This is a genomic window from Bradyrhizobium sp. 63_E2_N1_3, from assembly GCF_052076005.1.
Taxonomy (GTDB): Bacteria; Pseudomonadota; Alphaproteobacteria; order Rhizobiales; family Xanthobacteraceae; genus Bradyrhizobium; species Bradyrhizobium barranii.
In genome coordinates, this window is record NZ_CP197235.1 from 4,460,627 (window position 1) to 4,487,449 (window position 26,823).

Consider the following 26,823-nt stretch of genomic DNA (forward strand, 5'->3'; position numbering starts at 1 on the left):
CAGGCCGCGCCGGGCCAGTAGACACCTCCACAAGCGTCGTCGGCTTCCGGTGCATCAGCGAACAGCGCCAATTGCATAACAACGGGAGGAGCACGTCATGAGTAGCAAGCTTCCGCCAGAAGAATCCCACGACGTTGCGCCGCAATCGGGCGGCGGAATGAAACGCCGCGATCTGCTGCTGAGCGGCAGTTCGCTTGTGGCCGCTTCGGCGCTCTCGGCCGTCGGACTGACAACGCCGGCACAAGCGCAGCAGCCGGCTCCAGCGCCCGCAACGGGGGGACAACGGCCGAACATCGTTTTTATCATGGGTGACGACATCGGCTGGTTCAATATCGGTGCCTATCATCACGGCATCATGGCGAGCCGGACACCAAACCTCGACAAGCTCGCCGCGGAGGGCATGCGCTTCACCGACTATTACGCCGAGGCGAGTTGCACGGCGGGCCGTGCCAATTTCATCACAGGAGAATTGCCGATCCGCACCGGGCTAACCACGGTCGGCCAGGCTGGCTCCCCGATCGGAATGCCGGCGCAGGCACCGACGATCGCGACCGCACTAAAATCCATGGGCTACACCACGGGGCAGTTCGGCAAGAACCACCTCGGCGACCTCAACGAATTCCTGCCGACCATGCACGGCTTCGACGAGTTCTTCGGCTATCTGTACCACCTCGACGCGATGGAAGACCCGGCCCACCGCAACTACCCGCAAGCGCTACTGGCCACCGTCGGTCCGCGCAACATGGTTCATTCCTGGGCGACCGACGTCGACGATCCGACGGTGCAGACGCGCTGGGGCAAGATCGGCAAGCAAAAGATCGAGGACTCCGGACCGCTTTATCCAAAGCGGATGGAGACGGTGGATGACGAAATCCTGAAGATCACGTTCGACTTCATCGACAAGGCCAAGCGGGACAACAAGCCGTTCTTCGTCTGGCTCAACCCGACGCGCATGCACGTCGTCACGCACCTTTCGGAAAAATACGAGAACATGCGCAACTCCGAAAACGGCTGGTCGGTTTCCGAGGGCGGATTCGCGCAACTGGACGATATCGTCGGCGCCGTCATGAAGAAGCTCAAGGACGAGGGCTTCGACGACAACACGATCGTCGCGTTCACAACCGACAATGGCGCGGAGAACTTCACCTGGCCTGATGGCGGACAGACGCCATTTGCAGGCGGCAAGGGAACGGCCATGGAAGGCGGTTTCCGCGTGCCCTGCATGATCCGCTGGCCGGGCAAGGTGCCGGCGGGAAAGGTCGAGAACGGCATTATCTCCGGACTCGACTGGTTCCCGACCTTCGTCGCCGCAGCGGGCAATCCGAATATTGCCGACGAGTTGAGGAAAGGAAAGCAACTCGCCGGCAAGACCTACAAGGTCTACCTCGACGGATACAACCAGATGGACCTGATTACCGGAAGGGCCCGTCTGCCCGCCACTCGGTCTTCTATTTCACCGAGGGCACACTGAGCGCGGTGCGTATCGACGACTTCAAGTATCGCTTCACCGATCAGCCAAGCGGCTGGTTGGGCGCCACGGTCAAGGTTGATTGGCCGATCCTCACCAATATCCGCCTTGATCCCTTCGAACGCACGAACATGCCCAACGGCGCGCAGGGGTCGTTGGCATTCTATAACTGGTTTGTTTACGAGTTCTGGCGGTTCCAGTTCGTGCAGCAGGAGGTCGGCAAGCTCGCCCAGACGGCGATCGAGTTCCCGCCGATGCAGAAGGGGGCGAGCTTCAATCTGGAAGCGGTCAAGGAGCAGATCGAAAAGGCCATGCAGTCGCAGGCTGGCAAGTAGCAGATAAATATGAGGTGAGCGGGCGCTCCGCGTCGGAGCGCCCGCCAACGGAATAGCGAGCAAGTGATCCAAGAGGCCGCGTCGGGCCGGTCACCACCTCCACAAGCCACGCCGGCTTCCGATGCGTCAAGCGAACAGAGCCAATTGCGTAACAACGGGAGGAGTACGTCATGAGCAATAAGCTTCCACCTGGAGATTCCCACGACGCTACTCCACAATCGGGCGGCGGAATGAAACGCCGCGATCTTTTGCTGAGCGGGAGTTCTCTTGTCGCCGCTTCGGCGCTCTCGGCTGTCGGGCTGACAACCGCGGCACAGGCGCAGCAGCCGGCACCCGCGCCAGCCGGGCAGCGGCCGAACATCGTCGTCATCATGGGCGACGACATCGGCATGTGGAATATCGGCGCTTATCACCGCGGCCTGATGGCCGGCCGGACGCCCAATCTCGACAAGCTCGCCGCCGAAGGCATGCTGTTCACCGATTACTATGCCGAGGCGAGCTGCACGGCAGGTCGCGCCAACTTCATCACCGGTGAATTGCCAATCCGCACCGGCATGACCACGGTCGGCCAGGCCGGCGCTGCCATCGGCATACCCGCGCAGGCCGTGACCATCGCCACGGCGTTGAAAGGAATGGGTTACGCCACCGGCCAGTTTGGCAAGAATCACCTTGGCGACAAGAATGAATTCTTGCCGACAGTGCACGGCTTCGACGAGTTCTTCGGTTACCTCTATCACCTCGACGCAATGGAAGACCCCGCGCACCCAAACTACCCGCAGGATCTGCTGAACGTCGTCGGTCCACGCAACATGCTTCATACCTATGCGACCAACGTGGATGACCCCACGGTGGACCCGCGTTGGGGCAAGGTTGGCAAGCAGAAGATCGAGGATGCTGGAACGCTCTATCCCAAGCGAATGGAGACCGTGGACGACGAAATCCGCGACCTGGCGATCAAGTTCATCGAGAAGGCCAAGGCCGACAACAAGCCGTTCTTCCTGTGGCTCAATCCAACCCGGATGCACATCGTCACGCATCTTTCACCAAAGTACGAGGCAACGCGCAACTCCAAGAACGGCTGGTCGATACATGAAGCCGGCATGGCGCAGCTCGATGACGACGTCGGCATGGTGATGCAGAAGCTCAAGGATATGGGCGTGGACGACAACACCATCGTGGTCTTCACCACCGACAACGGCACCGAGGTCTTCACCTGGCCTGATGGCGGGCAGACGCCTTTCGCGCAGAGCAAAGGCACCGTCATGGAAGGTGGCTTCCGCGTGCCCTGCATGATCCGTTGGCCGGGCAAGGTGCCGGCCGGCAAGGTCGAGAACGGCATCATTTCCGGTCTGGACTGGTTTCCGACCTTGCTGGCGGCCGCCGGCAACCCGAACATCGCAGAGGAGCTGCAGAAGGGCAAACAGATCGGTGACACGACCTATAAGTGCTATCTGGACGGCTATAACCAGATGGACATGATTACCGGCAAGGGGCCGTCGAACCGACACGAAATCTTTTACTTCGGAGAGAGCGAACTCGGTGCCGTGCGCATCGACGACTTCAAGTATCGCTTCATCGACCAGCCAAAAGGCTGGCTCGGCGAAAAAACCAAGGTTGACGTGCCCTATTTGACCAATCTTCGCCTCGATCCATTCGAGCGCACGGGCTGGCCCGATAACGGGAGTAAAGAAGGCGCGCAGCAATACTTCGACTGGTTCAAATACGAATTCTGGCGCTTTGTATTTGTTCAGCAGCAGGTGGAAAAGCTGGCGATGACGGCGATCGAGTTTCCGCCGATGCAAAAGGGCGCGAGTTTCAACCTCGATGCCGTGAAGGCGAAAATCGAGGCGGCCCGGGCGGCGGTGGGCAAGTAGCGCCTGGCATCGACTGGTTTCATGGCGGGCGCGCCGAATTTCCGTGCGCCCGCTGGGCAATGGAAAGGCGTCGACCATGAAGCCGATCATCTGTTTACCTGCTATCGATCGTCGCGTCCTTCTCTCGTCCCTGGCGATGCTTCCGGTACTGTCCGTTTCACTCCGTTCCAAATCCGCAATGGCACAAGCGCAGAGCGATCCACTGCCATCATGGAACGACGGCGCGACCAAGGCCTCGATCCTCGACTTTGTTGCGCGCGTCACGACGCAAAATGGGCCTTATTTCGTCCCGGTCGACCAGCGCATCGCGACCTTCGACAATGACGGCACGCTCTGGATCGAGCAGCCAATGTACATACAGCTGGCCTTCGCACTCGACCGCGTGAAGGCCATGGCGCCCATGAATCCGGAATGGAAGACCAAGCAGCCATTCGCAGCGGTGCTCGACAACGATCTGAAGGCGCTGGCGGCTTCCGGCGAAAAGGGATTGGTCGAGATCATCGCGGTAACTCATGCCGGCATGACGACGGCAGAGTTCGAAAAAATCGTGACCGACTGGCTCGCGACCGCGCGCGACCGTCGCTTCAAGCGCCCTTATACTGAGCTCGTCTATCAGCCGATGCTGGAACTGCTTGCCTACCTCAGGGCCAACGGCTTCAAGACCTTCATCGTGTCGGGTGGCGGCATCGAGTTCATGCGGCCCTGGACCGAGCGGATCTACGGAATACCTCCGGAGCAGGTGGTCGGATCGTCGATCAAAACCCGATTTGAGATCAAGGACGGTGCGCCAACGCTCTTCCGGCTGCCCGACATCAATTTCATCGACGACAAGGCGGGCAAGCCGATCGGCATCAACGAGCACATTGGCCGGCGTCCGATCGCCGCCTTCGGCAACTCCGACGGCGATCTCGAAATGCTGCAATGGACGACGCTCGGCGCCAGTGGCGCGCGGTTCGGCCTGATCGTCCACCATACCGATGCGGAACGCGAATATGCCTATGACCGCGACTCGCATTTCGGGAAACTCGACGTCGCGCTCGACGCCGCGGCCGTCAACAAGTGGGCGGTCGTCGACATGAAGAAGGACTGGAAGCGCATCTTTGCCTTCGACTGACATCCTCTAAGGATCCATAAGTGCCATCTGGACGGCAATAGCCAGTGGACATGGTTACCGGCAAGAGGCACCCAACGCATTCCGGACTTGCACACCGACCATCTTTGCCGCCTGCGGCATTGCGTTCGAGGCGCGGACGTCCGCTGTTAACGCAAGGAGGACATCAGCAGGACGTTGGGCGCCCCCTTGGGCGGCACCACGGTCGGTGGCCAATAGGGCTTGGAATCCTTGGCATCCATATTGATCGTTCCGCCGAACGGCGCGGGCGGGTTTGGGAGATATTTGCCGTCTATCGTCGTCGTGGCGCTGGGTGAGCCCGGCGTTCCCGAGATCTGCTGGGCGAAGGTCGGACCAATTGTGAGAGCCAGAACGGAGGTCGACCATACCAATGCGCGCATGGTGGGAGTGATGTTCGTGGTCAGACTCCCTCGAATTGACCATTCGAAGCTAAACCTGCGAACAGCATGCGCCATACGCTTCAGGATGGCCGCATCGTCATCGACCACAATCACGAAGCGCCATCATGTCCGTGTAGCCCCGGTACGGGCGTGCGCCAAGAGTCTTGGCCGACCGTTGATCCAGATCAATGGAATAGTCCACCGTGAGCACAACGAAGGGTCGTTGTTATAAAGGCGGGCTTTGCCGACGGGCGCTGAGAATGTCCGGTGATCGGGACCGACCGGACGCGGCTGGCCTCGCGGTCGGTTGCTGACGAGGCGACGACGTCTTCTAAAAGCGAACATTTCCGGACTAGTGACCAAAGAAGTCTGCACGATGTCGGACCGTGAACCCATTCTCAAGCCCGTTGCGATCGCAGACCTGCGCCCGACCCAGATGACGGTCGGCATTCGGGAGGTCAAGGAGAAGCGCAAGCGCTGGCGCGACGAGAGCAAAGAGAAAGGAGCCGAGTTCCTGGGTAAGCACATGATCCCCGTCGTGCTTGGCCCAAAGGACCGCCACTACGTCATCGATCATCACCACCTGGCGCGTGCGCTCCATGAAGAAGGGGTCGAAGAGGTATTGGTTACCGTGGTGAAAAACCTCAGGACGCTGGAGCCCGATTCGTTCTGGTTCGTCCTGGACAATCAAAGCTGGATGCATTCATACGACGACGAGGGCCGTCTGCGCCCTTACAAGGATTTGCCGAAGACCGTGGCCGGGCTTATTGACGATCCGTTCCGCTCGTTGGCGGGCGAACTGCGGCGCGCCGGCGGGTACGCCAAGGACACGACGCCGTTCAGCGAGTTCTTGTGGGCGGATTTTTTGCGTCGCCGGGTCAAGCGCAAAACCGTAGAGACCCACTTCGAGGAAGCCCTCGAGCAAGCCCTGGAATTGTCCAAAAACGAGGAGGCGAGCTACCTGCCCGGCTGGTGTGGTCCCGTCTTGGAGGATTGAAGGCATGCCTATCCCGCTGGAAAAATCCGCAAGCGCGCCGAAGACCCGAGGAGCCGTGCTGGCCCGGTGCGAGAGGCTAACGGACAGCGGTATCGACTAGAGGAAAGAGCAACTCATGGCGCAAACAGTGGCCGACAGAACACTGAGCCATCTGGATCACGAGCTTGTCGCGTCGCTAAACGACTTCCACGATCCGAACCAAGAGTGGCGCCGCCTGTTCTCGGAGCTGCTCGGAACGTTCTTCCTCGTCCTCGTGGCCGCCGGTGGCGGCATGATGGGGCAGGCGTTTCCCGGCACGATCAGCCGTGCCGCTGCGGTCGTCGCACCCGGTCTGATGGTGATGGCGATCATCCTCTTCATGGGCAAGGTGTCCGGTGCTCATCTCAATCCCGCGGTCAGTATCGCGTTCTCGGTGCGTGGCGACTTCCCATGGCGTCGCGTACCGGGATATATCGTCGTGCAGTTGATCGGGGCGACGCTCGCGGCACTGTTCCTGCACGCCGTGATCAACGTGTCGGCCAGCTACGGGTCGAACTATCCCGCGTCGGGATACTCCGCGTCCGATGCGTTCCTGATGGAGGCCGTGCTGACCCTCGGTCTCGTCAGTGTCATTCTCGGCACGGCGTCAGGCGCTCAGAACATCGGGATCATCGGCGCGATCGGCGTCGGCGCGTACATCGCACTCGCCGGGCTGTGGGGGAGCCCTATCTCGGGAGCGTCGATGAACCCAGCGCGCACGTTCGGCCCGAACTTAATCGCGACCGACTTCACGAGCTACTGGGTGTATGTCGCAGGTCCACTCGTGGGTGCAGTTCTCGCAGTGGGTGCAGCATGGGTGCTCCGCGGTGCCGGCGGCGGCCGCGCAGGCTCAGGTGCGGCACAGGGGAGCCTTTTCACCGAAGTCGAGCACCCGGAGAAAGGGTGAGGCGCAGGCATAATGGGTCATGAACTCTCGCTGTTCGTGGGTACGTTCGCGACTTTGCTCGCGATAATAAATCCGTTCGAGGTCCTGCCAGTCTATCTGAAGATGCTGGAAGGCAAGGACGCCGCCACACATCGCAAGGTGGCATGGAAAGCTTGCCTCTATGCGCTGCTTCTATCTCTCTTTTTCTTGATCTTCGGAACGCTGATCCTACGCTTGTTCGGTGTGCCGCTGAGCATGGTCCGCATCGTCGGCGGGATCATCCTGATGAAGATCGGCTTTGAACTATTTTCACCATCCGCTTCCGGTGGCGTGATTCCGGCCAGCGGCGCGGATCAGAGCGGTAACATAGCTTTCGTGCCGCTTGCGATGCCGCTCATGTGCGGACCAGGCGCTATCGCCACCATCCTCGGCATGACTGCCACGATTAAGCGATCATCAGCGGAACTGGCCTCCTTCGTAGCGATCGTCGCGGCTATTTTCGCGACGATGGTCGTCACCTACCTGTGTCTGGCATATGCCGGGAAACTTTTCGACAAGCTCGGCGCAATGGGGATCGATGCTATCACCCGAATAGTTGGCTTCTTCGTCTCTGCGATGGGCGTTGCGCTGATCTTCGACGGTATCATCGAGGCATTGCAGACGCATGGTGTGACGATTCTGCGTTGAACTAGCTGTTGGTGGCGCCACGCAAATTCCGGGGCGATCTTGACCTCGGATGTATTCTGCCAATCGGAGATTTGTTCTGAACCGAACCGAGTCCGAGGTAGACCGTATTACGCGGCGTCGGGAAGTTGTCCGCCCACAGTACAAAGGACGCGATCATCCACTTCGGACACCGAGACACAAGTCTCGTTGCGCGCCAGGTTGCCGTGTCAATTAACCGGGAACAGCAACGCGACAGTAGTTCGCAGGGACCAGGCCGGAGCGCCAATCGGACGTATCACGTTGTAATAGGCTTGAATCGATGCGTTGATCGGTTGATCACCCACTCTGAAAACCCGACCGATACCGCCGCCGACCGGCACTGTCCACCGCTCCCCCGACGCCGCGAGCCAATCCGCGGTGATGATGGGTGATGTGTTCAGGTACCAGCCGTGCGCCATGTTGTAGTTGGCGAAGGGCTGGGCGAGGAAGGCGTTGACGGGCGGTCGCAGTGGATTGCCGCCGACCGACCACTGGTTATTTAGCAATACACCGATCACCCAATGTGGCGGCGTGACCACTAACACGGCCGTTGGGCCGAACAAGAATTTACCGGTCCCGAGGATGGGATCGTTTGCGGACGGAACGGTGAAGACTGGTCCCACGCCCCAGATCAGCGGCCCGGGATGCACGGGGGACACAAACAACGATTGAGTAATGTCGCCAATCCCGTTGGTGCTACTGTCGAAGAACGGACTCGGCTGGCTCACCAACGGAATGATGGTACGTGAGATTACGTTCCAGTCATCGTTTAAATGCATGGGCACGACGGGTTGAATGTTGAGTACTTCCTGGGTGCGATTGAATGGTCCGGTATTGAAATTGGTGTTGCTCTGAAACGGCACGCTGACCAAATCCGCGATCGGGTTTTGTGATTTCTTCTGTAGATCTTCGTCGTCTGAAGGCTCGTGGGAATGCTTCGGCGCCTCGGCCACCGCAGGAAGGCCGCTTTCGAATTTATAATTGATGCCAGCTTTGACCATTTGTAGGTCGCGGTTCAAAGCGACCGAGGGGACGGTGGGAGAACTCCAGTTCGATAGCCCAAGATAATCGTATTCGAGTTTGACGGTCCAATGCGACTTGAAGCCGTATTCGATGCCAGCGCCCGCCAACCAGCCGGTGTTCGTGCTGGTCCCGTTCCAAGCGGCGCCGGGGAGGTTCAAAGTAGCGCTGCTGTTGACCCAGCCGCCGCCAAGCTTGGCGAATACGAGCCATCGATCATCCACGAGGCCGACACGGCCCGCCACGGTGCCGATCCAGTGTTGATCTACAAAGGCTAATGTCGGAGCAGGAAAGACCGGATGACCGAAGCCGGCTCCATCGAACTCACCTTCGACACCAAACAGAAAGTGGCCGGCCTGGAAGTTATAGCCCGCCTGCACGCCTCCAACGAATTCGGTCAGGCCGCCATACAGATTGTTGCCGGGAATGTTCAGGCTGCCGTTGGACCATCCCCCACCGAAGTTGGCACCAACATAAAACCCTCCCCAATTATACAAAGGTGCCGCGATTGGTGCTTTGTATATCGGAGCTTTGACAGGCAGGTCGGACGCAAGAGCGGGTCCGCTCAACAATCCTGCCGCGATGCAAATGAGGAAAACTCTCTGCACTGTCGCCTCCTCAAGGTCGGCCACAACTCGCAAACATATGACCAAGAAGGTCTCTGACCAATCAACTTGTTTGATCTGCATCAAGCCTAGCTTGCAATGTCGATGCAGGTGACATTTCGGCCACAACGAAATTGAGTCTTCGTGCCGCTTCGTGTTCTTTAAGTGAACATCGTTGTCTGACTTTGCGATCGTCTCCTGTTTGAGAACGCGCTGGGCGATCTGGCAGTGATGCATTGGAATTTGTGCACATGGCGGTCATCAGCACCGCAATAGAAGTTTCGGCCAACGAGGAGGTTGCTGCGTAGCCGGCTTCCCCACGTCTTGGCCGTACAGGGCCTTGGCGTAATCGCCTCTGGCGTGAGCATCGACGGCATCCTCGAATGGGCCAGCGGCCACAGGTGCGGCGAAGGCTGACGCTAGAACGACGCCGACGAGCGTGAGCTTGAGGTTCATCGTCTGGCAACTTTGCTCTTGGTCACACTCGATTACCAATAAGCAGTCGTGAGGCTCAATATGCGACCTAGCAACGGCTGGCATCGCGTTGCAGCAAGAGACGCCGGCGAACGGCGATGCGAGCTTGTTGTTTTTCTCACTCGTTGGTGGGGGTCCGAAAATAGAATCGGTGGCACAAACTGCATACCCAACATTTCCAGCTATGAGAGGGTTGCAGTAGATCTGCTGTGGCGCCCGATCGGACTTGGGTTACCGAATGTGGCTCTTTGGTCGCAGCATTGATCTTTCTTGCGATAGATCTATCCCCGTTGAATTTTACATGATGAGCCCCGATCGCCTCGGGGGTACGCTGTCGCCGGATTGTATTCGGAGGTAACACATCTTACGAGGCACGACATGACAGTGAGCATTGCACTGGCGGCGGGGCAGAGTGAGCGATCGAAATCAGCACGTCGACGCAGACTTGGCGTTGCTGCATTCGTCTTGACGTCCGCGATCGTTGGTTTTTCCCATTGTGCTTTGGCCGATGAAGGCGGCGTCAGCTTCTGGGTCCCCGGTTTCTTTGGAAGTCTGGCGGCCGCGCCGCAGCAGCCGGGTTGGTCGCTGGCAAACATTTACTATCACACCTCTGTCTCCGCCGGCGCCGACGTCGCGCGTGCGCGCGAGTTCACGCTCAACAGGGTTCCGGCCAATGTTACCCTCGACGCAAAACTGAATTTGAACGTCAACGCCACGGGCGATCTTGGCTTTGTGATCCCAACCTATGTATTCGCGACGCCGGTTCTCGGCGGCCAGGCGTCGGTGTCCCTGTTAGCAGCCTACGGCGTCGTCGGCACCAGCCTGGCAGGCACCTTGTCAGGCGTGCTCACGGGCCCTCTCGGCAACAACGTCCCCTTCGCGCGGTCCGACACCATCAGCGACACCACGTGGGGCTTTGGGGATGTAGCGCCGGTATTCCAATTGCGCTGGAACGCCGGGGTCCACAACTACATGACCTATATCATGGGCGACATCCCGGTTGGCGCTTACCAATCCGATCGCCTGTCGAATATAGGCATCGGACACAGCGCGATCGACGTCGGCGGCGGCTACACCTATTTCAATCCGCAGACCGGCCACGAATTCTCCGGCGTGCTCGGCTTCACCTACAATTTCAAGAACACTGCAACGCAGTATCAGAATGGCGTCGACATGCACTTCGACTGGGGTGCATCGCAATTCCTGTCGAAGCAGGTCATGGTTGGACTCGTGGGGTATGTCTATAAGGAGCTCGGCTGCGACAGCGGTTCAGGCGACCGCGTCGGCTGCTTCCAGTCCCAAGTGGTCGGCATCGGCCCCCAGATAGGATTCCTGTTTCCGGTCGGCGACATGCAGGGCTATCTCAATTTGAAAGCTTACGGCGAGTTCGCTGCGGAAAACCGGCCATCGGGCTGGAATACCTGGGTCACCTTCTCTATCTCGCCGCCCGCGCCCGGAGCACCTCCGACGACAAAACCCATCGTCAGAAAATATTAGCAGCAACCAAGCTGCGGCTTGTCAGCTTGCTGATCATTCTTTGCAACACGCGGGCAACCGGTGGCACCTGGTCCCCGTCGAAGCTCGCTCCGGTGACCACCACCGATGCCGTAGTGCCGGCGCGTAGCAGGCGTCGCCTTCGCGCACGATTTGCGATCTCGCCCGCCGCGCCTGAAAGTACCGTCACGCCGACCCGGCACATGGTGACGAAGCAAGGCACGCGCCCTTGACCCCCGCCTTCGGGGAAGGGCGGCACGTAGGCGGGTTGCGATCCGACCGCTACTGCACCGTCAGCTTCACGCCGAGCCGCCCCGCAAGCTCCTGCACGAACTGCCAGGCGACGCGGCCCGAGCGGGAGCCGCGCGTGGTCGACCATTCCAGCGCCTCGCGCTCCAGCGCCTCGTCATCGACCTCAATGCCGAAATGGCTGCAATAGCCTCGCACCATGGCGAGATATTCGTCCTGGCTGCAGCGGTGGAAGCCGAGCCACAGGCCGAAGCGATCGGACAACGAGACCTTCTCCTCGACCGCTTCGCCGGGATTGATCGCGGTCGAGCGCTCGTTCTCGATCATCTCGCGCGCCAGCAGATGGCGGCGGTTGGAAGTGGCGTACAGGATGACGTTCTCGGGCCGGCCCTCGATGCCGCCTTCGAGCACGGCCTTGAGCGACTTGTAGGACGCATCATTGCCGTCGAAGGAGAGGTCGTCGCAGAACACGATGAAGTAGAAGGACGAGGCGCGAAGCTGTTCCATCAGCGCGGGCAGGCTCTCGATGTCCTCGCGATGGATCTCGATCAGCTTCAGCTTATCGGCGGCCTTGCGCTCCGCGTTGATGCTGGCATGCGCCGCCTTCACGAGCGACGACTTGCCCATGCCGCGCGCGCCCCAGAGCAGGGCATTGTTGGCCGGCAGGCCGTTGGCGAAACGCTCAGTGTTCTCCATCAGGATGTCGCGCATCCGGTCGACGCCTTTCAGCAGGAACAACTCGACGCGGCTGACCCGCGGCACCGCAGCGAGGCGGCCGTCCGGGTGCCAGACATAGGCGTCCGCCCGCTCGAACGATTCGCGTTCGACGGCCGGCTTGCCCTGGGCGGCGAGGTGCGCCGCGATCGTCTCCAGCGCGCGGACGATACGATCCTGGGAGAGGTCCGGGGCTGCCTTGTCAACTGCCTTGGGGGTTGCCTTGGGACGTTTTGCCGCGACGCGGGCTGGCATCCTGGCAGGGGTACGGGGGCCTTTGCCGGCCGGGCTTTTGCTTGGTTTTTTGGGCATGTCCGAAGTTCCTGAGAATGCAGCCTTATCGGGCCTGAGGCCGCGCCGCAAGATGGCCAAATCGACGGTCTGGCAGCGTTGCAATTGGGGCAATGGCCGCTATAGTCCGCGCGAATTTGACCGAACCGGTCGCCTTTGAGGGCCTGACCGGTTTTCCCCCGTTTCCACGAGGATCGTCCGAATGTTCATTACCCCTGCGTATGCCCAGGCCGCGGGCGCCGGCGACACCAACAGCATGTTGATGTCGCTGCTGCCGTTCGCCCTGATCTTCGTGATCATGTACTTCCTGATTCTGCGCCCGCAGCAGAAGAAGGTCCGCGACCATGCCGACCTCGTGAAGAACATCCGCCGGGGCGACACCGTCGTGACCACGGGCGGCCTCGTCGGCAAGGTCACCAAGGTCGTCGACGACGACCAGATCGAGTTCGAGATCGCCGACGGCGTGCGCGTGCGGCAGATGCGTTCGATGGTCTCCGGCGTGCGCGCGAAGGGCGAGCCGGCGAAGGAATCCAAGGATAGCAAGGAAGCCGCCAAGGACGACGCCGCGTCGAAGTGAGCGCTTCCGCGAGCATCCCAAGTCTCCCGATCTGACAGGTCCAGTCGATGTTGTATTTCACGCGGTGGAAGGCGCTGGGGATTATCCTGACGGCGCTGATCGTGTGCCTCTGCGCGGTCCCGAACTTCTTTCCCGAAGCGCAAGTCAAGACCTGGCCCGCCTGGGCGCAGCGGCGGCTCGTGCTCGGCCTCGATCTCCAGGGCGGCTCCTATCTGCTGCTCGAGGTCGATTCCGCCTATGTGAAGAAGGAACGGCTCGACCAGGTCCGCGACGACGTCCGCCGGACGCTGCGCGATGCCAAGATCGGATTCACCGGCGGCGTGACCGTGCGCAACGACGCGGCCGAGGTTCGCATCACCAAGGAATCCGACGTGCAGCCGGCGCTCGCCAAGCTGCGCGAGCTGTCCCAGCCGCTGGGCGGACTGATGGGGTCCAGCGGTCAGCGCGACCTTGAGGTGACCGACGCCGGCGGCGGCGTGATCCGCCTGACGATCCCGCAGGCTGCGATGCTCGACCGCATGCGCAAGACCATCGAGCAGTCGATCCAGATCGTCGAGCGCCGCGTCAACGAGCTCGGCACCGTCGAGCCCGTCATCCAGCGCCAGGGCAACGACCGCATCCTGGTGCAGGTCCCCGGTCTTCAGGATCCGACCCGCCTGAAGGAATTGCTGGGCAAGACTGCGAAGATGGAATTCCGCATGGTCGATGCGTCCGTGCCGCCGGATCAGGCGCAGCAGGGCAGGTTGCCGCCGGAATCCGAGCTGCTGATGAGCGCCTCGCCGCCGCCCACGCCCTATGTGGTCAAGAAGCAGGTGCTGGTCGCCGGTGGCGACCTGACCGACGCCCAGGCGAGCTTCGACCAGCGGACGGGTGAGCCGGTCGTCAGCTTCAAGTTCAACACCTCGGGCGCGCGCAAGTTCGCGCAGGCCACGCAGGAAAACGTCGGGTTGCCCTTCGCGATCGTGCTCGACAACAAGGTGATCTCGGCGCCCGTCATCCGCGAGCCCATCACCGGCGGCCAGGGCCAGATCTCCGGCAATTTCACGGTGCAATCGGCCAACGATCTCGCGATCCTGTTGCGCGCCGGCGCGTTGCCGGCGCCGCTCACTGTGGTCGAGGAGCGCACCGTCGGTCCGGGCCTCGGCCAGGACTCGATCGAGAAGGGCGAGCTTGCGGCCTATGTCGGCTCGATCCTGGTCATCATCTTCATGCTGCTGACCTACCGGCTGTTCGGCGTGTTCGCGAACATCGCGGTGGCCATCAACGTCGCCATGATCTTCGGCCTGTTGTCGCTGCTCAACGCCACGCTGACGCTGCCCGGCATCGCCGGCATCGTGCTCACCGTCGGAATCGCGGTCGACTCCAACGTGCTGATCTACGAGCGCATCCGTGAGGAGCTGCGGGGTGGCCGCAATGCGATTTCGGCGATCGACGCCGGATTCAAGCGGGCGCTTGCGACCATCCTCGATTCCAACATCACCACCTTCATTGCCGCCGCCGTGCTGTTCTACATCGGCACCGGTCCGGTGCGCGGCTTTGCCGTGACGCTCGGCATCGGCATCATCACCACGGTGTTCACCGCCTTCACGCTGACCCGGCTGATCGTAGCCTGGTGGGTGCGGTGGAAGCGGCCGCAGAGCGTGCCGATCTAGGAGCTAAGACCGTGACTCACTACGTTCTCGTCGGGCTTGGCATTCTCATTGCCGTTCTCACCGTGGTCGCAGCGCTCGGGCTGCTGCCGTCGCTGCGCATCGTCCCGGACGATACGCATTTCGACTTCACGCGCTTCCGCCGGATCAGCTTCCCGATCTCGGCGGCGCTGTCGATCGTCGCGATCACACTGTTCTTCACCCATGGCCTGAATTTCGGAATCGACTTCCGCGGCGGCACGCTGCTGGAAGTGCAGGCCAAGTCCGGCGCCGCCGACATCGCCGCGATGCGGACGACGCTCGATGCCTTGCATCTCGGCGAAGTCCAGCTGCAACAGTTCGGCGGCCCCGAGAACGTCCTGATCCGCGTCGCGGAGCAGCCGGGCGGCGACGCTGCCCAGCAGGAAGCCGTGCAGAAGGTGCGCGGTGCGCTCGGCGATTCCGTCGAATATCGCCGCGTCGAGGTGGTGGGGCCGCGCGTGTCCGGCGAGCTGCTGGCCTACGGCATGCTCGGCCTGATGCTCGCGATCGTCTCGATCCTGATCTACCTCTGGTTCCGCTTCGAATGGCAGTTCGCGCTCGGCGCCATGATCGCTAACGTGCACGACATCGTGCTGACGATCGGCTTCATGTCGATCAGCCAGGTCGATTTCGACCTGACCAGCATCGCGGCCCTTCTGACCATTCTGGGCTATTCGCTCAACGACACCGTCGTCATCTACGACCGTATCCGCGAAATGCTGCGCCGCTACAAGAAGATGCCGATGCCGCAGCTGCTCAACGAGTCGATCAATTCGACCCTGTCGCGTTCGATCATCACCCACTTCACCGTGACGTTGGCGCTGCTGGCTCTGCTGCTGTTCGGCGGCCATGCCATCCACAGCTTCACCGCGGTGATGATGTTCGGCGTGGTGCTGGTCGGCACCTATACCTCGATCTTCATCGCGGCCCCGATCCTGATCTATCTCGGCGTCGGCGAGCATCGCGAAGATGCGCCCGATACGGCTACGCCGGCGAAGAAAAACAAGGCATGATCCGAACCGCATGCCCTCGCAGGCGTTTGCGAGGGCAGTAAGCTCATTCGGACGAAGCACATGGCCGGCGATCCCAACGCACCGCATTTTCCCCGCTCGGCGCCGATCGAAGCCTATGGCAAGGGCGGCTTCGCCTTTGCCGGCATGTCGCATCGGGGATCGCTGCTCTGCCTGCCCGACGCGATCTGGGCCTGGGACGTGACGGACCCGACGAAGATCGACCGCTATTCGCTGGATCGCGTCTTCACGGCGGCCAACAGCATCGACACGCTTCTGATCGGCACCGGAACCGGCGTCTGGTTGCCGCCGCCGGACCTGCGGCAGGCGCTGAAGGCGGTGAGGGTGGTGCTGGATACGATGCAGACCGGTCCCGCCGTGCGCACCTACAACATCATGATCGGCGAGCGGCGCCGCGTCGCGGCCGCGCTGATCGCCGTGCCATGAGCAGCGCTGCGCCTCCGGCCGATTCCGTCGCCTTCTGCGCCGGCCTCGTGCGCAGCCATGACTTTCCGCGCTATGCCGCAACGCTGTTTGCGCCGGCCGCCGAGCGCCAGGCGCTGCTGGCGCTCTATGCCTTCAATGTCGAGATCGTCCGCGTCCGCGACCAGGTGAGCCAGCCCTTGCCCGGCGAAATCCGCCTGCAATGGTGGACCGACATGCTGTCGGGCCACGTCCACGGCAGCGCCGAGGGCAACCCGGTGGCGGCGGAGCTATTGCGTGCGATCAGCGATTTCGACCTGCCGGTCGAGCCGTTGTCGCTGCTCGCCGACGAGCATCAGTTCGATCTCTACAACGATCCGATGCCGACCATGGCGGCTCTGGAGGGCTATCTGGACGCGACCTGTTCGGCATTGTTTGGCCTCGCGGCGCGGGTCATGGCGCCACCTTCGGAGGCGGCCGAGCATGTCGCAAGGCATGCCGGGCTCGCCCAGGGCATCGTGCAGGTGATTGCGAATCTGCCGCGCGACTCGGCGCACCGGCAACTGTTCCTGCCGCAGCAGCTGCTGGCGGCCCATTGCTGCGAGATGGAGGACGTGTTCGCCGGCAAGGAGACGCCGAATCTGCATGCGGTGCTGGGCCAGCTCGTGGGCGAAGCTGAGCAGCATTTGACGACGGCCTTGTCGTTGTTGCCGGAGGTGCCGGCGCCGGCACGGCCAGCGTTTCTGCTGCTGAGCCAGGTGCGGGGTGACCTCAAGCGCCTGTCGCAACCCGGGCGCAATCCGTTTGCGCCGCAGCCCCCGTCGCGGCTGCGCACGCTATGGACGCTGTGGCGGGCTTCACGTTCCCGGGAATTTACCAAATAGCGGCCGGCTTATCGCCTCAAATGGCCAAATGCTCTATGCTGTCCTATGGCTGAGTTGTCCCAAAATACATCCCCCGATCTCAGTGGCTTGCCGGTCGCTCTGGGCGACATTCATGCCGCCGCCGACACCATCCGCGGCGCCGTCGTCGAGACGCCGTGCAGCTACAGCCGCACGCTGAGCAACATCTGCGGCTGCGACATCTGGCTGAAATTCGAAAACCTCCAGTTCACCTCCTCGTTCAAGGAGCGAGGGGCGCTCAACCGGCTCACCGCACTGACGCCGGAGGAGCGTGCGCGCGGCGTCATCGCGATGTCGGCGGGCAACCACGCGCAGGGCGTCGCCTATCACGCCAAGCGGCTCGGCATTCCCGCCACCATCGTCATGCCGGTCGGCACGCCCATGGTGAAGGTCGAGAACACCAAGCACCACGGCGCCGAGGTGGTGGTGACGGGCGCGACGCTGGAGGAGGCGGCCGTCTATGCGCGCAGCCATGGCGAGGCCCGCGGCATGATCTTCGTCCACCCCTACGACGACCCGCTCGTCATCGCGGGGCAGGGCACTGTCGGGCTCGAGATGCTGAAGGCGGTGCCGGAGCTCGATACGCTGGTGGTCCCGATCGGCGGCGGTGGCCTGATCAGCGGCATCGGCATTGCCGCGAAATCGATCAAGCCGACGGTGCGGATTCTTGGAGTCGAGGCCTGGCTCTACCCCTCGATGTACAACGCCATCCATGACGGCAATCTGCCCGCGCGCGGCGACACGCTCGCCGAAGGCATCGCGGTGAAATCGCCGGGCAAGATCACGACCGAGATCGTCCGCCGCCTCGTCGACGACATCGCGCTGGTGAACGAAGCCGAGCTCGAGCGCGCGGTCGCGACCCTGATCTCGATCGAGAAGACGGTCGTCGAGGGCGCCGGCGCCGCCGGGCTTGCCGCGCTGATGTCCGATACGTCCCGCTTTGCCGGCCAGAAGGTCGGCCTCGTCCTGAGCGGCGGCAACATCGACACGCGGCTGATCGCCTCCGTTCTGACGCGTGAGCTAGCGCGCGAGGGTCGGCTGACGCAGTTGTCGCTCGATATCCCCGATCGGCCGGGGCAATTGGCTGCCGTCGCCTCACTGCTGGCCGAGGCCGGCGCCAACATCATCGAGGTCTCGCATCAGCGGACCTTCTCGGATCTGCCGGCCAAAGCGACGCTGCTTCAGCTCGTCATCGAGACCCGCGACAGCGCGCATCTCGACGAGGTCATGGCCAAGCTCGGTGCATCCGGCTTGAGCGCGCGCTGCACCTGAGTGGCGCGCGCCGCTATCGCGGCGCCAAACCCACGAGGTGGCCGATCAGCCGGTCGATCTCGGCTTCCGTGTTGTAGTAATGCGGGGAGGCCCGCACGACCGGTGGCAGCGAGCGGATTTCGGCATCGATGCGAGTACTCGCCGGATCTGAAGCGCCGATGGTGATGCCCGCCGCAGCGGCGCTGCTGACGATGGCGTCCGCCTCATACCCATCCAGCGTGAAGCTGACGATGGCGCCCGGTGTGCGTCCGAGGTCGCGAATGGTCACGCCGCGAACGGAGGCGAGGCCGCCGCGAAGACGGTCCGCAAGCAGACGGCAGCGCTGTTCGATCGGGCCGAGACCGATCGCGAGGGCATAATCGATGGCCGTGCCGAGACCGAGACGTGCCGCGTAATTGTTCTCCCATGTCTCGAAACGGCGGGCATCGTCACGGAGCCGATATTCACCTCGCGAGACCCAGGGCGCGGCGAAGTGATCGATCATCGGCGGCTCGAGCCGTTGCAGCATCTCGCGACGGACGTAGAGAAAGCCCGTGCCGCGCGGGCCGCGGAGGAATTTGCGCCCCGTCGCCGACAACATGTCACAGCCGATGGCGTCGACGTCGACCGTCATCTGGCCGACCGCCTGGCAGGCGTCGAGCAGATAGGGAATCCCGTGCGCCCGCGCGATCTTGCCGATCGCCGCCGCGGGATTGACCAATCCGCCATTGGTCGGAACCCAGGTGATGGCGATCAGCTTCACGCGTTCGTCGATCATGCGCTCGAGCGCATGGACGTCGAGTTCGCCGCTGGCATCGCTCGTCACGACATCGATGATCGCGCCCGTGCGCCTTGCGACCTGAAGAAACGCGACGTAGTTGGCAGCGTATTCCGCTTCGGCAGTCAGGATCCGATCGCCCTGGCGAAACGGAATCGCGTAGAACGCCATCTGCCAGGCAATTGTCGCGTTCTCCATGAGGGCGATCTCGTCGGGGGCGGCATTCAGCAGGCGCGCTACGGAGCCGTAGACCGCATCGAGCCGATCGGACTCGCGGTCGGCAGCGGCATAACCTCCGATCTCGCCCTCCAGATCGATGTGGTCCTTCATTGCCGCGACGACGGCAGTTGGCATGAGGGCCGCGCCGGCATTGTGGAGATAAGCGAGGCGGGAGGCGGCCGGGGTGTCGGAACGTATCCGGTCGATGTCGATCAATGCTGGTCTCCGCCTCTGCTGTCCCGATCCCATGAATTAGGCGCGTTGACGAGCGCGAGCAAGCTTATGTGCTGCTTGGAACAAAATGGCGGATTATTGCCTCGTCTTGGTATCGGATTCCAAATCGGCGGCCGTTCTCCCCGGATTTTGAGAAACCCGGTGACTTCGGACGTTATATCTTCCCGGATCGGGAAACAGACCATGCAAGAGAAGACGCAATCCCGCTCAATGACCGGGACGCCCAGGACCAACATCACCCGACGGATCGACCTAACGACCCTGCGGCTGTTCATCGCCATCTGTGAGGAGGGCAATTTGACGCGCGCCTCGCAGCGCGAGGCCATCGCGCCCTCTGCTGTCAGCAAACGCATGCACGACCTCGAGGAGGTACTCGAGGTCGCGCTGTTCGAGCGGCATCCGAACGGCATGGCGCTGACGCCGGCCGATGAATCGCTGCTGCATCATGCGCGCGTGACGCTGCTCAACGTCGAGAAGATCGCCGTCGACATGGCCGAGCATGCGCGCGGCGTGCGCGGGCATGTGCGGATGCTGGCCAATCTCTCGTCGATCGTCGAATTCCTTCCCGACGATCTGCCCGGCTTCTTTCGCTCGCACGTGCTGGTGCGGCTCGATCTGCAGGAGCGTCCGAGCGCCGATGTCGTTCGCGGCGTCGAGGAGGGCGTGGCCGAAATCGGCATCTGCTCGGCAGACGTGTCGACGCGCGGGCTGGAGCGGTTCTCCTATCGGCGGGACCGCCTCGTCATCGTGGTGCGATCCGATCATCCGCTTGCGTCGGCAAGAGACGTTTCGTTCGCCGACACACTCGACTACGACCATGTCGGCCTGTTTGCGACCAGCTCGATCTATCTGCGCTCGCAATACACCGCGCAGCAGATTGGCAAGTCGATCCGGTTGCGGGTCCACGTCCCGGGTTTTGATGCGGTGTGCCGGATGGTGCAGGCCGGTATGGGGATCGGCCTCATTCCCGACCGTGCGTTCGAGGTCCTCAGTCACGGCATGAATCTGACGGCCGTCGAGTTAAGCGACGACTGGGCCGATCGCGAACTGGTGCTGGTGGCCAGGGATCCCGCGGGATTGTCGGCCACGAGCCAGTTGATGCTCGATCATCTGCGATTGCCCGGAACCAAACCTCACTGATGGCGGCCTTCGTGTCGTTCGTCATCCGCGAACGCGTGTTCATCAAAGGATATTGGACTTAGGGCCCTGCGCTCGGCGACACCACGATCAAAGACGATCGAGGAGCGCCAGACGTGGACGGACCATTATCCGGAATACGAGTCGTCGAGCTCGGAACTTTGATCGCGGCACCATTTGCCGCGCGGCTCTTTGCCGAGTTCGGCGCCGAAGTCATCAAGATCGAACAGCCGGGCAGCGGGGATCCGTTGCGCAGATGGCGTAAGCTGCATCAGGGCACCTCGCTCTGGTGGTACCTGCAATCCCGCAACAAGAAGTCGATCGCGATCGATCTGAAATCGCCTGACGGGCGGGACGTGGCGCTTCGGCTGGCCGCGCAAGCCGACGTCGTGATCGAGAATTTCAAGCCAGGGAGCCTCGAGAAACTCGGCCTCGGCTGGGATGTGCTCTCAAAGCTCAATCCGGACCTGACACTGGTCCGCATCTCCGGCTACGGGCAGACCGGCCCTTACCGCGATCGCTCCGGGTTCGGCGCGATCGGCGAAGCTATGGGTGGGCTGCGCTTCACCACCGGCGATCCCGACAGCCCGCCGGCCCGGGTCGGCATCAGTATCGGCGACAGCCTTGCGTCGCTTCATGGCGTGATCGGCGCGCTGATGTCGCTGCTCCGAGTCAAGACGGGGCAGGGGCGAGGGCAGGTGGTCGACGTCTCGCTCTACGAGAGCGTGTTCAACCTGATGGAGAGTCTCGTCCCCGAATATGACCTCATGGGTCATGTCAGGACCCGCACCGGCGGCGCCCTGCCGGGCATCAGTCCATCCAATACATATCCCAGCTCCGACGGGCGCCATGTCGTGATCGCCGGCAACAGCGACGCGATCTTCAAGCGGCTGATGCAGGTGGTCGGCCGACCGGACCTTGCCGACGATCCGGCCCTTTCCAGCAATGACGGGCGCGTCCGCGGCAACGCCTTGCTCGATTCTGCCATCACGGCATGGACCTCGGAGCGAACGATGGACGAGATCCTCGCGCGTCTTGATGCGGCGGATGTTCCTGCAGGCCGGATCTATTCTGTCGCGGACATCGTCGAGGACCCCCATTACGCCGCCCGTGACATGATCCTGCCGACCGAGCTGCCGGGCGACGTCACCGTAAAGATGCCGGGCATCGCGCCAAAGCTCTCCGACACCCCGGGCGCAGTCAAATGGGCTGGCCCGACGCTGGGACAGCATACCGACGAGGTGCTCGCGGGCCTCGGCTTGCAGGCAGGCGATATCGCGCAGCTGCGCCGGAGCGGAGCGGTGCAATGACGGCAACGGCACCGGACATCCTGATCCAGGAGGTCGCTCCGCGCGACGGCCTTCAGATCGAAGCGAAATGGGTCGAAACCAGCGAAAAAATCCGGCTGATCAATTCGCTCTCTGCGATCGGCTTCAGCCGCATTGAGGTCTCGTCGTTCGTGTCAGCGGCGGCCGTGCCGTCGCTGCGCGACGCCGCGGACGTCTTCGCCGGCATCGAGCGGCGGCCCGGCACGATCTATACGGCACTGATCCCGAACCGGAAGGGCGCCGAGCTGGCGCTGGCCGCACGCGCCGACGAGCTCAATTTCGTGATGTCGGCGAGTGAAACGCACAACCGCGCCAACATGAACATGACGCATGCGGTGTCGCTGGCGTCGCTCAGCGAGATCGTGAAGCCGGCCCATGCAGGCGGCGCGTTGGTCAACGCGACGGTTGCGACCGCGTTCGGCTGTCCGTTCGAAGGCCTGCAGCCTTTCGAGAAGGTGCTCGATATCGTCAAGCGCTATCTCGATCTCGGGGTCGATGGCGTCACGCTCGCCGATACCACGGGCATGGCCAATCCTAATCAGGTCTCGCAGCTGGTTGCCGAGGTCTTGATGCTGGTCCCTGCGGACATGCTCACGCTTCACTTCCACAACACGCGCGGTCTTGGGCTGGTTAACGTCCTCGCGGCCTATGACACCGGCGCGCGCCGCTTTGACGCCGCACTGGGCGGCCTCGGCGGATGTCCATTTGCGCCGGGTGCCACCGGCAATGTCTGTACCGAAGACCTCGTCAATCTCTGCCACGAGACGGGCTTGCGGACCGGTCTCGACCTGCAGCGCTTGATCGATCTCTCGTTCCGGTTGCCTGGACTGGTCGGACATGAGGTGCCGGGACAGGTCGCCAAGGCCGGCCGTCCCCTCGATCTGCATCCCATACCCGAGCGGCTGCGACGCTCGGGCTGATCGACCGCTATCAAAATTCAAAACACTTTGGAGGAAACCATGACGATTGCCACGGCGGCGACTGCTGACCTCGATACTGGACTCACAGAGCATCAGGTCATCAAGAAGATTGCGTGGCGGCTGATGCCGCTGATCATCGTCTGCTACTTCTTTGCGTTCTTCGACCGCGTCAACATCAGCTTCGCCAAGGCCGCGCTGCAGGCCGATCTCGGTCTCAGCAACACCGCCTACGGATTTGGCGCCAGCCTGTTCGTCGTTGGTTACGTCTTGCTGGAAGTGCCGAGCAACATGCTGCTCTATCGCTTCGGCGCGCGGCGCTGGATCGCCCGCATCATGATTTCCTGGGGGCTGGCGACGGCGGCGATGGTCTTCGTTCATGGCGAGTGGCAGTTCTATGCGCTGCGCTTCGTGATCGGCGCCATGGAGGCGGGATTTGCGCCCGGCATTCTCTATTACCTGACACTCTGGTTTCCAAAATCGCATCGCGGCCGCATGACGTCCGTGTTCTTTCTCGCCACTGCATTCTCGGGGATCATCGGCGCGCCGATCTCGGGTCTCATCCTCAACTACCTGAACGGGCTGCACGGTCTGGCCGGTTGGCAATGGCTGTTTCTGGCCGGCGGCATTCCCTGCGTTGCGCTGGGCTTCGTTGTGCTGCTGCGCTTCGACGACGGGATCGAGCAGGCCGAATGGTTGAGCGACGACGAGCGCCGGTTGATCTCGGTTCAGCTAGACCGCCAGAAGAGCGAGATCGGCGAGCATTCGGCATGGCGCTCGCTGCTCATGCCCGGCGTGCTGCTGCTCGGATTCATCTACTTCCTGATCCAGATCGCCTCCTACGGCCTCAATTTCTGGGCGCCTGACCTGATCAAAGCGGCCGGCGGAGGCAGTGCAGCCGCGATCGGTTTCCTGACCGCCGTACCCTATATCTGCGGCGCCATCTGCATGATCGTCGTAGGCCGATTGTCGGATGCATCGGGCGAGCGCCCGAAATTCGTCGCGGGTCTGGCGCTGACGGCGGCGGTGGGCTTCTTCGCCTCGGGCGTATTCGACAGGAACGTCGTCACGCTGGTTGGCGCGCTCGCCATTCTTGGTGCCGGCGTAGTTGCGGCCATTCCGACATTCTGGACGCTGCCTCCGAAAATTCTCACCGGTGCGGGGGCAGCGAGCGGGATCGCGCTCATCAACACGCTGGGGCAGGTCGGCGGCATCGTCAGCCCGGTCATGGTTGGCTCGGTCAAGGATGCGACCGGCAGCACGACACCCGCGCTCTATGTCATTGGCGGCTTGTGCGTGCTCTGTGCGTTGCTGCTGCTGACGGTGCTTCCGCGAGACCTGAAAGCCAGGGACGTGGCGGAACCCCGGGTCGCATAGGCCGCGGCATTGGCGCGCCTTGGTGAGGCGCATTCAAGAGGGTATCTAGGCGAAAGACATCACACCACCGTCCATTCTCAATGGAGGGCGGTGTGATGGCCTGGAACCGAAGGGGACGCGCAATGGCGAAAAACACGATTTGCCTCTGGTACGACAAGGACGCCGAGGCGGCCGCCCGCTTCTATGCCGAGACATTTCCCGACAGCGCCGTAAGCGCCGTCCATCACGCGCCCAGCGATTACCCCTCCGGCAGGGCGGGCGACGTGCTCACCGTCGAGTTCACCGTGGCCGGCGTCGCCTGTCTCGGCCTCAACGGCGGTCCGATCTTCAAGCACAACGAGGCTTTCTCGTTCCAGATCGCGACCGACGATCAGGAGGAGACCGACCGCTATTGGAACGCCATCATCGGCAATGGCGGGCAGGAGAGCGCCTGCGGCTGGTGCAAGGACAGATGGGGCCTCTCCTGGCAGATCACGCCGCGGGTGTTGACCGAGGCACTGGCGGCCGGCGGTGCCGAGGCAAAGCGCGCCTTCGATGCGATGATGGGGATGACGAAGATCGATGTCGCCGCGATCGAGGCCGCGCGCCGCGGCTGAAATTATCTCGCCTCAGATACAGAGGCCGAGCAGCTTGACGTGGCAGCCGCTGGATTTGGGCTTGCTGGCGGGCGCGGCCTCGCGCTTCACGGCAACCACCGGCTCCTCGTCCTTCTTGCCTTTACCTTTGCCCTTGCCCTTCGGCTCGTAGTCGCCCGCGATCACCATGGCCCAATAGGTTCGCTTGCCGCTGGCATTCTTGGCGCTGGCGATGCCGACGCGCGAGGCGTTGTGCAGCAGCAGGTTCTTGCGATGCCCGGACGAGTCGATCCACTGTCCCAGCGTTTTCTCGAAATTGTCGTAGCCATAGGCGATGTTCTCGGCGGCGCGGCCCGCGCCGGCCGGTGCGACGCGCCGGTTGAACGGGCCGAGCGCGTCGTGGCTGAGGTCGTCCTTCGCCGCCATCGCGCGGGCCTGGTCCATGGCGATGCGGTCGAGGGTTGAATCGCGGACGACGCGGACCTCGCCGTTCTTGAGGCGAAAGCCGGAGATCAGCTCGGCCGGGGATTCGGCCATCGCGGGTGCAGCTGCAAGCAGCAGAAGGCCAGCGATCACGCCGCCAACCACACGATGCATCATCGTCCCCCGAATGCCCATGACCCGCCGCCCGAATGATCCGATCGGTTCTCTATCGCCAATGTGGACGCTTCAAGGCGCGCGCAGCCCGTCAGCTCGCCGGCAGGTCCGCCTCGAAATTGAAGCGGTCGCGCAGGTTCTTCCGTTGTTCCAGGATGTCCTTGAGGAAGGCGCGGTCCTGGTCGTTCTTCATCATCGGCTCGATCAGGTCGAGCTGGTTCATGGCGACCAGTTGCAGGATCTCGGTCCGCGGCTTGCCGCTGGTATCGCGGGGCAGCGCGTGTACGACCTGGATGTGCTCCGGCGGCTTGGGACCCTTGGCGGCCGAAAGCTCGCTGCGAAGCTCGCCTTCAAGCGTGGCCTGATCGGCTTCGACGAAGGCATAGAGCCCGACGCCGGAGCGGCGGTCGGCGAAGGCGACGATGGCGGTGTCGCGCACGGCCGGGTTCTTGCGGATCAGCTCGGCCAGCACCGGCGCGTCGTTGACCAGCCGGCGGCCGCCGCCCTCGCGGTCGGTGAAGTTGAACAGGCCGCGCGTGATCGCGCGGTAGACCTTCTTGCCGGTCGCGAGCCACAGGCTGGCGGCGAATGACTTCTTCGCCAGGATTTTTCGCTCGCGCGGCGTCAGCGCCTCGGGTGCGTAGGAACGCTTGTGCTTGAGCAGATGCCGCAGGTCCTCGTAGGCGAGGATGCGGTAGAGCCGGCCACGTCGGTTGAAGCAGGCGGCGAGCTGGAAGTCGGTCACGTAGGCGCGGCCGTCGCGGCCGACCAGCCAGTTCTGCTCCTTGGCGAGATCGTTGTGGCAGATGCCGGCGCGGCGCAGCCGGCGTAGCGCCGCCTTGGCCGAGCGGAAATAGGCGAGGTCGCCATGTGGCTTGGCGAGATGGAGCGCGACGCCGTCGACAAAGCCGCGCACGAGCGCCCGGCGGCCGGCCCACAGCAAATCGGGGCCGACATTGAGGCCTTTGGCCAGCGCCAGCGCGTGCTTCTCACGCGCGAACAGGTGGCGCGCCAAGGGGAATGACCACCACGGCACTTCGTCGAGCCGGCGCAGCACGGCGTCGACCTCGCCGCTGTCACCGCGGAAGCGGCCGCGCTCGACGGTCGAGAACACGTCGCGCTTGAGCAGCACGCCCTCGGTCCAGCGCGCCGACAGTGTCGCGGCGTCGTCTTTGGGAAGACTCAT

Annotated in this window: 22 protein-coding genes and 2 pseudogenes; 18 read left to right on the top strand and 6 right to left on the bottom strand. The window is 62.6% G+C overall.

The genetic code is table 11. The annotated features are described in order from the left end of the window. Nucleotides 1–157: 157 nt before the first annotated feature. From AB7531_RS21185 to AB7531_RS21195, 3 genes and pseudogenes are all read left to right on the top strand, one after another. Nucleotides 158–1,803: pseudogene (locus AB7531_RS21185) on the top strand (arylsulfatase). Nucleotides 1,804–2,033: 230 nt separating this feature from the next. Further along, a complete protein-coding gene (locus AB7531_RS21190) occupies nucleotides 2,034–3,677 on the top strand; it encodes an arylsulfatase (protein ID WP_063983119.1) in 1,644 nt (547 codons plus the stop codon). A gap of 136 nt (nucleotides 3,678–3,813) precedes the next feature. Continuing rightward, nucleotides 3,814–4,791 (top strand): HAD family hydrolase, encoded by a 978-nt coding sequence (locus AB7531_RS21195; protein WP_063986351.1) that lies wholly within the window; start codon nucleotides 3,814–3,816, stop codon nucleotides 4,789–4,791. 161 nt (nucleotides 4,792–4,952) lie between these two features. Here AB7531_RS21195 and AB7531_RS21200 read toward each other — a convergent pair. Beyond that, nucleotides 4,953–5,189: pseudogene (locus AB7531_RS21200) on the bottom strand (hypothetical protein); the annotation flags it as partial. Nucleotides 5,190–5,565: 376 nt separating this feature from the next. Between AB7531_RS21200 and AB7531_RS21205 the strand changes: the two are divergent. The 3 genes from AB7531_RS21205 to AB7531_RS21215 all read left to right on the top strand — a co-directional run bounded on the left by AB7531_RS21205 (nucleotide 5,566) and on the right by AB7531_RS21215 (nucleotide 7,777). Next, nucleotides 5,566–6,186, top strand: a complete 621-nt coding sequence (locus tag AB7531_RS21205; protein ID WP_063983121.1) for a ParB-like protein — start codon at nucleotides 5,566–5,568, stop codon at nucleotides 6,184–6,186. Between the two features lie 115 nt (nucleotides 6,187–6,301). Further along, on the top strand, nucleotides 6,302–7,111 hold the full coding sequence (locus tag AB7531_RS21210; RefSeq protein WP_063983122.1) for an MIP/aquaporin family protein: 810 nt from the start codon (nucleotides 6,302–6,304) through the stop codon (nucleotides 7,109–7,111). Nucleotides 7,112–7,123: 12 nt separating this feature from the next. Next, nucleotides 7,124–7,777, top strand: a complete 654-nt coding sequence (locus tag AB7531_RS21215) for a MarC family protein (protein WP_063983123.1) — start codon at nucleotides 7,124–7,126, stop codon at nucleotides 7,775–7,777. 206 nt (nucleotides 7,778–7,983) lie between these two features. Here AB7531_RS21215 and AB7531_RS21220 read toward each other — a convergent pair whose 3' ends face one another. Next, a complete protein-coding gene (locus tag AB7531_RS21220; protein WP_084795372.1) occupies nucleotides 7,984–9,504 on the bottom strand; it encodes an outer membrane protein in 1,521 nt (506 codons plus the stop codon). Between the two features lie 768 nt (nucleotides 9,505–10,272). On the opposite strand from AB7531_RS21220, the gene AB7531_RS21225 reads away from it, so the two are divergent. After that, entirely contained in the window at nucleotides 10,273–11,391 is a 1,119-nt protein-coding gene (locus tag AB7531_RS21225) for a SphA family protein (RefSeq protein WP_231145306.1), read from the top strand. Between the two features lie 279 nt (nucleotides 11,392–11,670). Here the strand turns inward: AB7531_RS21225 and AB7531_RS21230 are convergent, their stop codons facing one another. Then, the gene (locus AB7531_RS21230; RefSeq protein WP_063983126.1) at nucleotides 11,671–12,663 is read right to left on the bottom strand and encodes an ATP-binding protein; all 993 of its coding nucleotides are present in this window, start codon (nucleotides 12,661–12,663) and stop codon (nucleotides 11,671–11,673) included. Between the two features lie 181 nt (nucleotides 12,664–12,844). On the opposite strand from AB7531_RS21230, the gene yajC reads away from it, so the two are divergent. From yajC to AB7531_RS21260, 6 genes are read left to right on the top strand one after another with little or no spacing between them, the layout of a single operon-like run. After that, nucleotides 12,845–13,219, top strand: coding sequence for a preprotein translocase subunit YajC (gene yajC / locus AB7531_RS21235; protein ID WP_063983127.1), 375 nt, complete (start codon nucleotides 12,845–12,847; stop codon nucleotides 13,217–13,219). A 47-nt stretch (nucleotides 13,220–13,266) separates the two neighbouring features. Beyond that, a complete protein-coding gene (gene secD / locus AB7531_RS21240) occupies nucleotides 13,267–14,871 on the top strand; it encodes a protein translocase subunit SecD (RefSeq protein WP_063983128.1) in 1,605 nt (534 codons plus the stop codon). Nucleotides 14,872–14,882: 11 nt separating this feature from the next. Further along, nucleotides 14,883–15,902: a protein translocase subunit SecF gene (gene secF, locus AB7531_RS21245; RefSeq protein ID WP_063983129.1), complete on the top strand. Its 1,020-nt coding sequence runs from the start codon at nucleotides 14,883–14,885 to the stop codon at nucleotides 15,900–15,902. Between the two features lie 60 nt (nucleotides 15,903–15,962). Then, nucleotides 15,963–16,346: an Mth938-like domain-containing protein gene (locus tag AB7531_RS21250; RefSeq protein WP_028152342.1), complete on the top strand. Its 384-nt coding sequence runs from the start codon at nucleotides 15,963–15,965 to the stop codon at nucleotides 16,344–16,346. Further along, nucleotides 16,343–17,206, top strand: a complete 864-nt coding sequence (locus AB7531_RS21255; protein WP_063983130.1) for a phytoene/squalene synthase family protein — start codon at nucleotides 16,343–16,345, stop codon at nucleotides 17,204–17,206. The genes AB7531_RS21250 and AB7531_RS21255 overlap by 4 nt, the downstream gene beginning before the upstream one ends. Nucleotides 17,207–17,251: 45 nt before the next feature. Next, the gene (locus tag AB7531_RS21260) at nucleotides 17,252–18,496 is read left to right on the top strand and encodes a threonine ammonia-lyase (protein ID WP_063983131.1); all 1,245 of its coding nucleotides are present in this window, start codon (nucleotides 17,252–17,254) and stop codon (nucleotides 18,494–18,496) included. Nucleotides 18,497–18,509: 13 nt separating this feature from the next. Here AB7531_RS21260 and AB7531_RS21265 read toward each other — a convergent pair whose 3' ends face one another. Further along, nucleotides 18,510–19,688 (bottom strand): aminotransferase class V-fold PLP-dependent enzyme, encoded by a 1,179-nt coding sequence (locus AB7531_RS21265; RefSeq protein ID WP_063983132.1) that lies wholly within the window; start codon nucleotides 19,686–19,688, stop codon nucleotides 18,510–18,512. 45 nt (nucleotides 19,689–19,733) lie between these two features. Between AB7531_RS21265 and AB7531_RS21270 the strand changes: the two genes are divergently transcribed. From AB7531_RS21270 to AB7531_RS21290, 5 genes are all read left to right on the top strand, one after another. Next, nucleotides 19,734–20,846 (top strand): LysR family transcriptional regulator, encoded by a 1,113-nt coding sequence (locus tag AB7531_RS21270; protein WP_354102453.1) that lies wholly within the window; start codon nucleotides 19,734–19,736, stop codon nucleotides 20,844–20,846. Nucleotides 20,847–20,959: 113 nt separating this feature from the next. Then, nucleotides 20,960–22,153, top strand: a complete 1,194-nt coding sequence (locus tag AB7531_RS21275) for a CaiB/BaiF CoA transferase family protein (protein WP_063983134.1) — start codon at nucleotides 20,960–20,962, stop codon at nucleotides 22,151–22,153. Continuing rightward, nucleotides 22,150–23,091 (top strand): hydroxymethylglutaryl-CoA lyase, encoded by a 942-nt coding sequence (locus AB7531_RS21280; protein ID WP_231142066.1) that lies wholly within the window; start codon nucleotides 22,150–22,152, stop codon nucleotides 23,089–23,091. The genes AB7531_RS21275 and AB7531_RS21280 overlap by 4 nt, the downstream gene beginning before the upstream one ends. Nucleotides 23,092–23,130: 39 nt before the next feature. After that, complete coding sequence (locus AB7531_RS21285; RefSeq protein ID WP_063983136.1) at nucleotides 23,131–24,465, top strand: MFS transporter; 1,335 nt, start codon at nucleotides 23,131–23,133, stop codon at nucleotides 24,463–24,465. 122 nt (nucleotides 24,466–24,587) lie between these two features. Next, the gene (locus tag AB7531_RS21290) at nucleotides 24,588–25,061 is read left to right on the top strand and encodes a VOC family protein (RefSeq protein WP_063983137.1); all 474 of its coding nucleotides are present in this window, start codon (nucleotides 24,588–24,590) and stop codon (nucleotides 25,059–25,061) included. Nucleotides 25,062–25,073: 12 nt separating this feature from the next. On the opposite strand, the gene AB7531_RS21295 is transcribed toward AB7531_RS21290, so the two are convergent. Continuing rightward, complete coding sequence (locus tag AB7531_RS21295; protein ID WP_063986353.1) at nucleotides 25,074–25,637, bottom strand: CAP domain-containing protein; 564 nt, start codon at nucleotides 25,635–25,637, stop codon at nucleotides 25,074–25,076. Between the two features lie 91 nt (nucleotides 25,638–25,728). After that, nucleotides 25,729–26,823, bottom strand: a complete 1,095-nt coding sequence (locus tag AB7531_RS21300) for an AMP-binding enzyme (protein WP_063983138.1) — start codon at nucleotides 26,821–26,823, stop codon at nucleotides 25,729–25,731.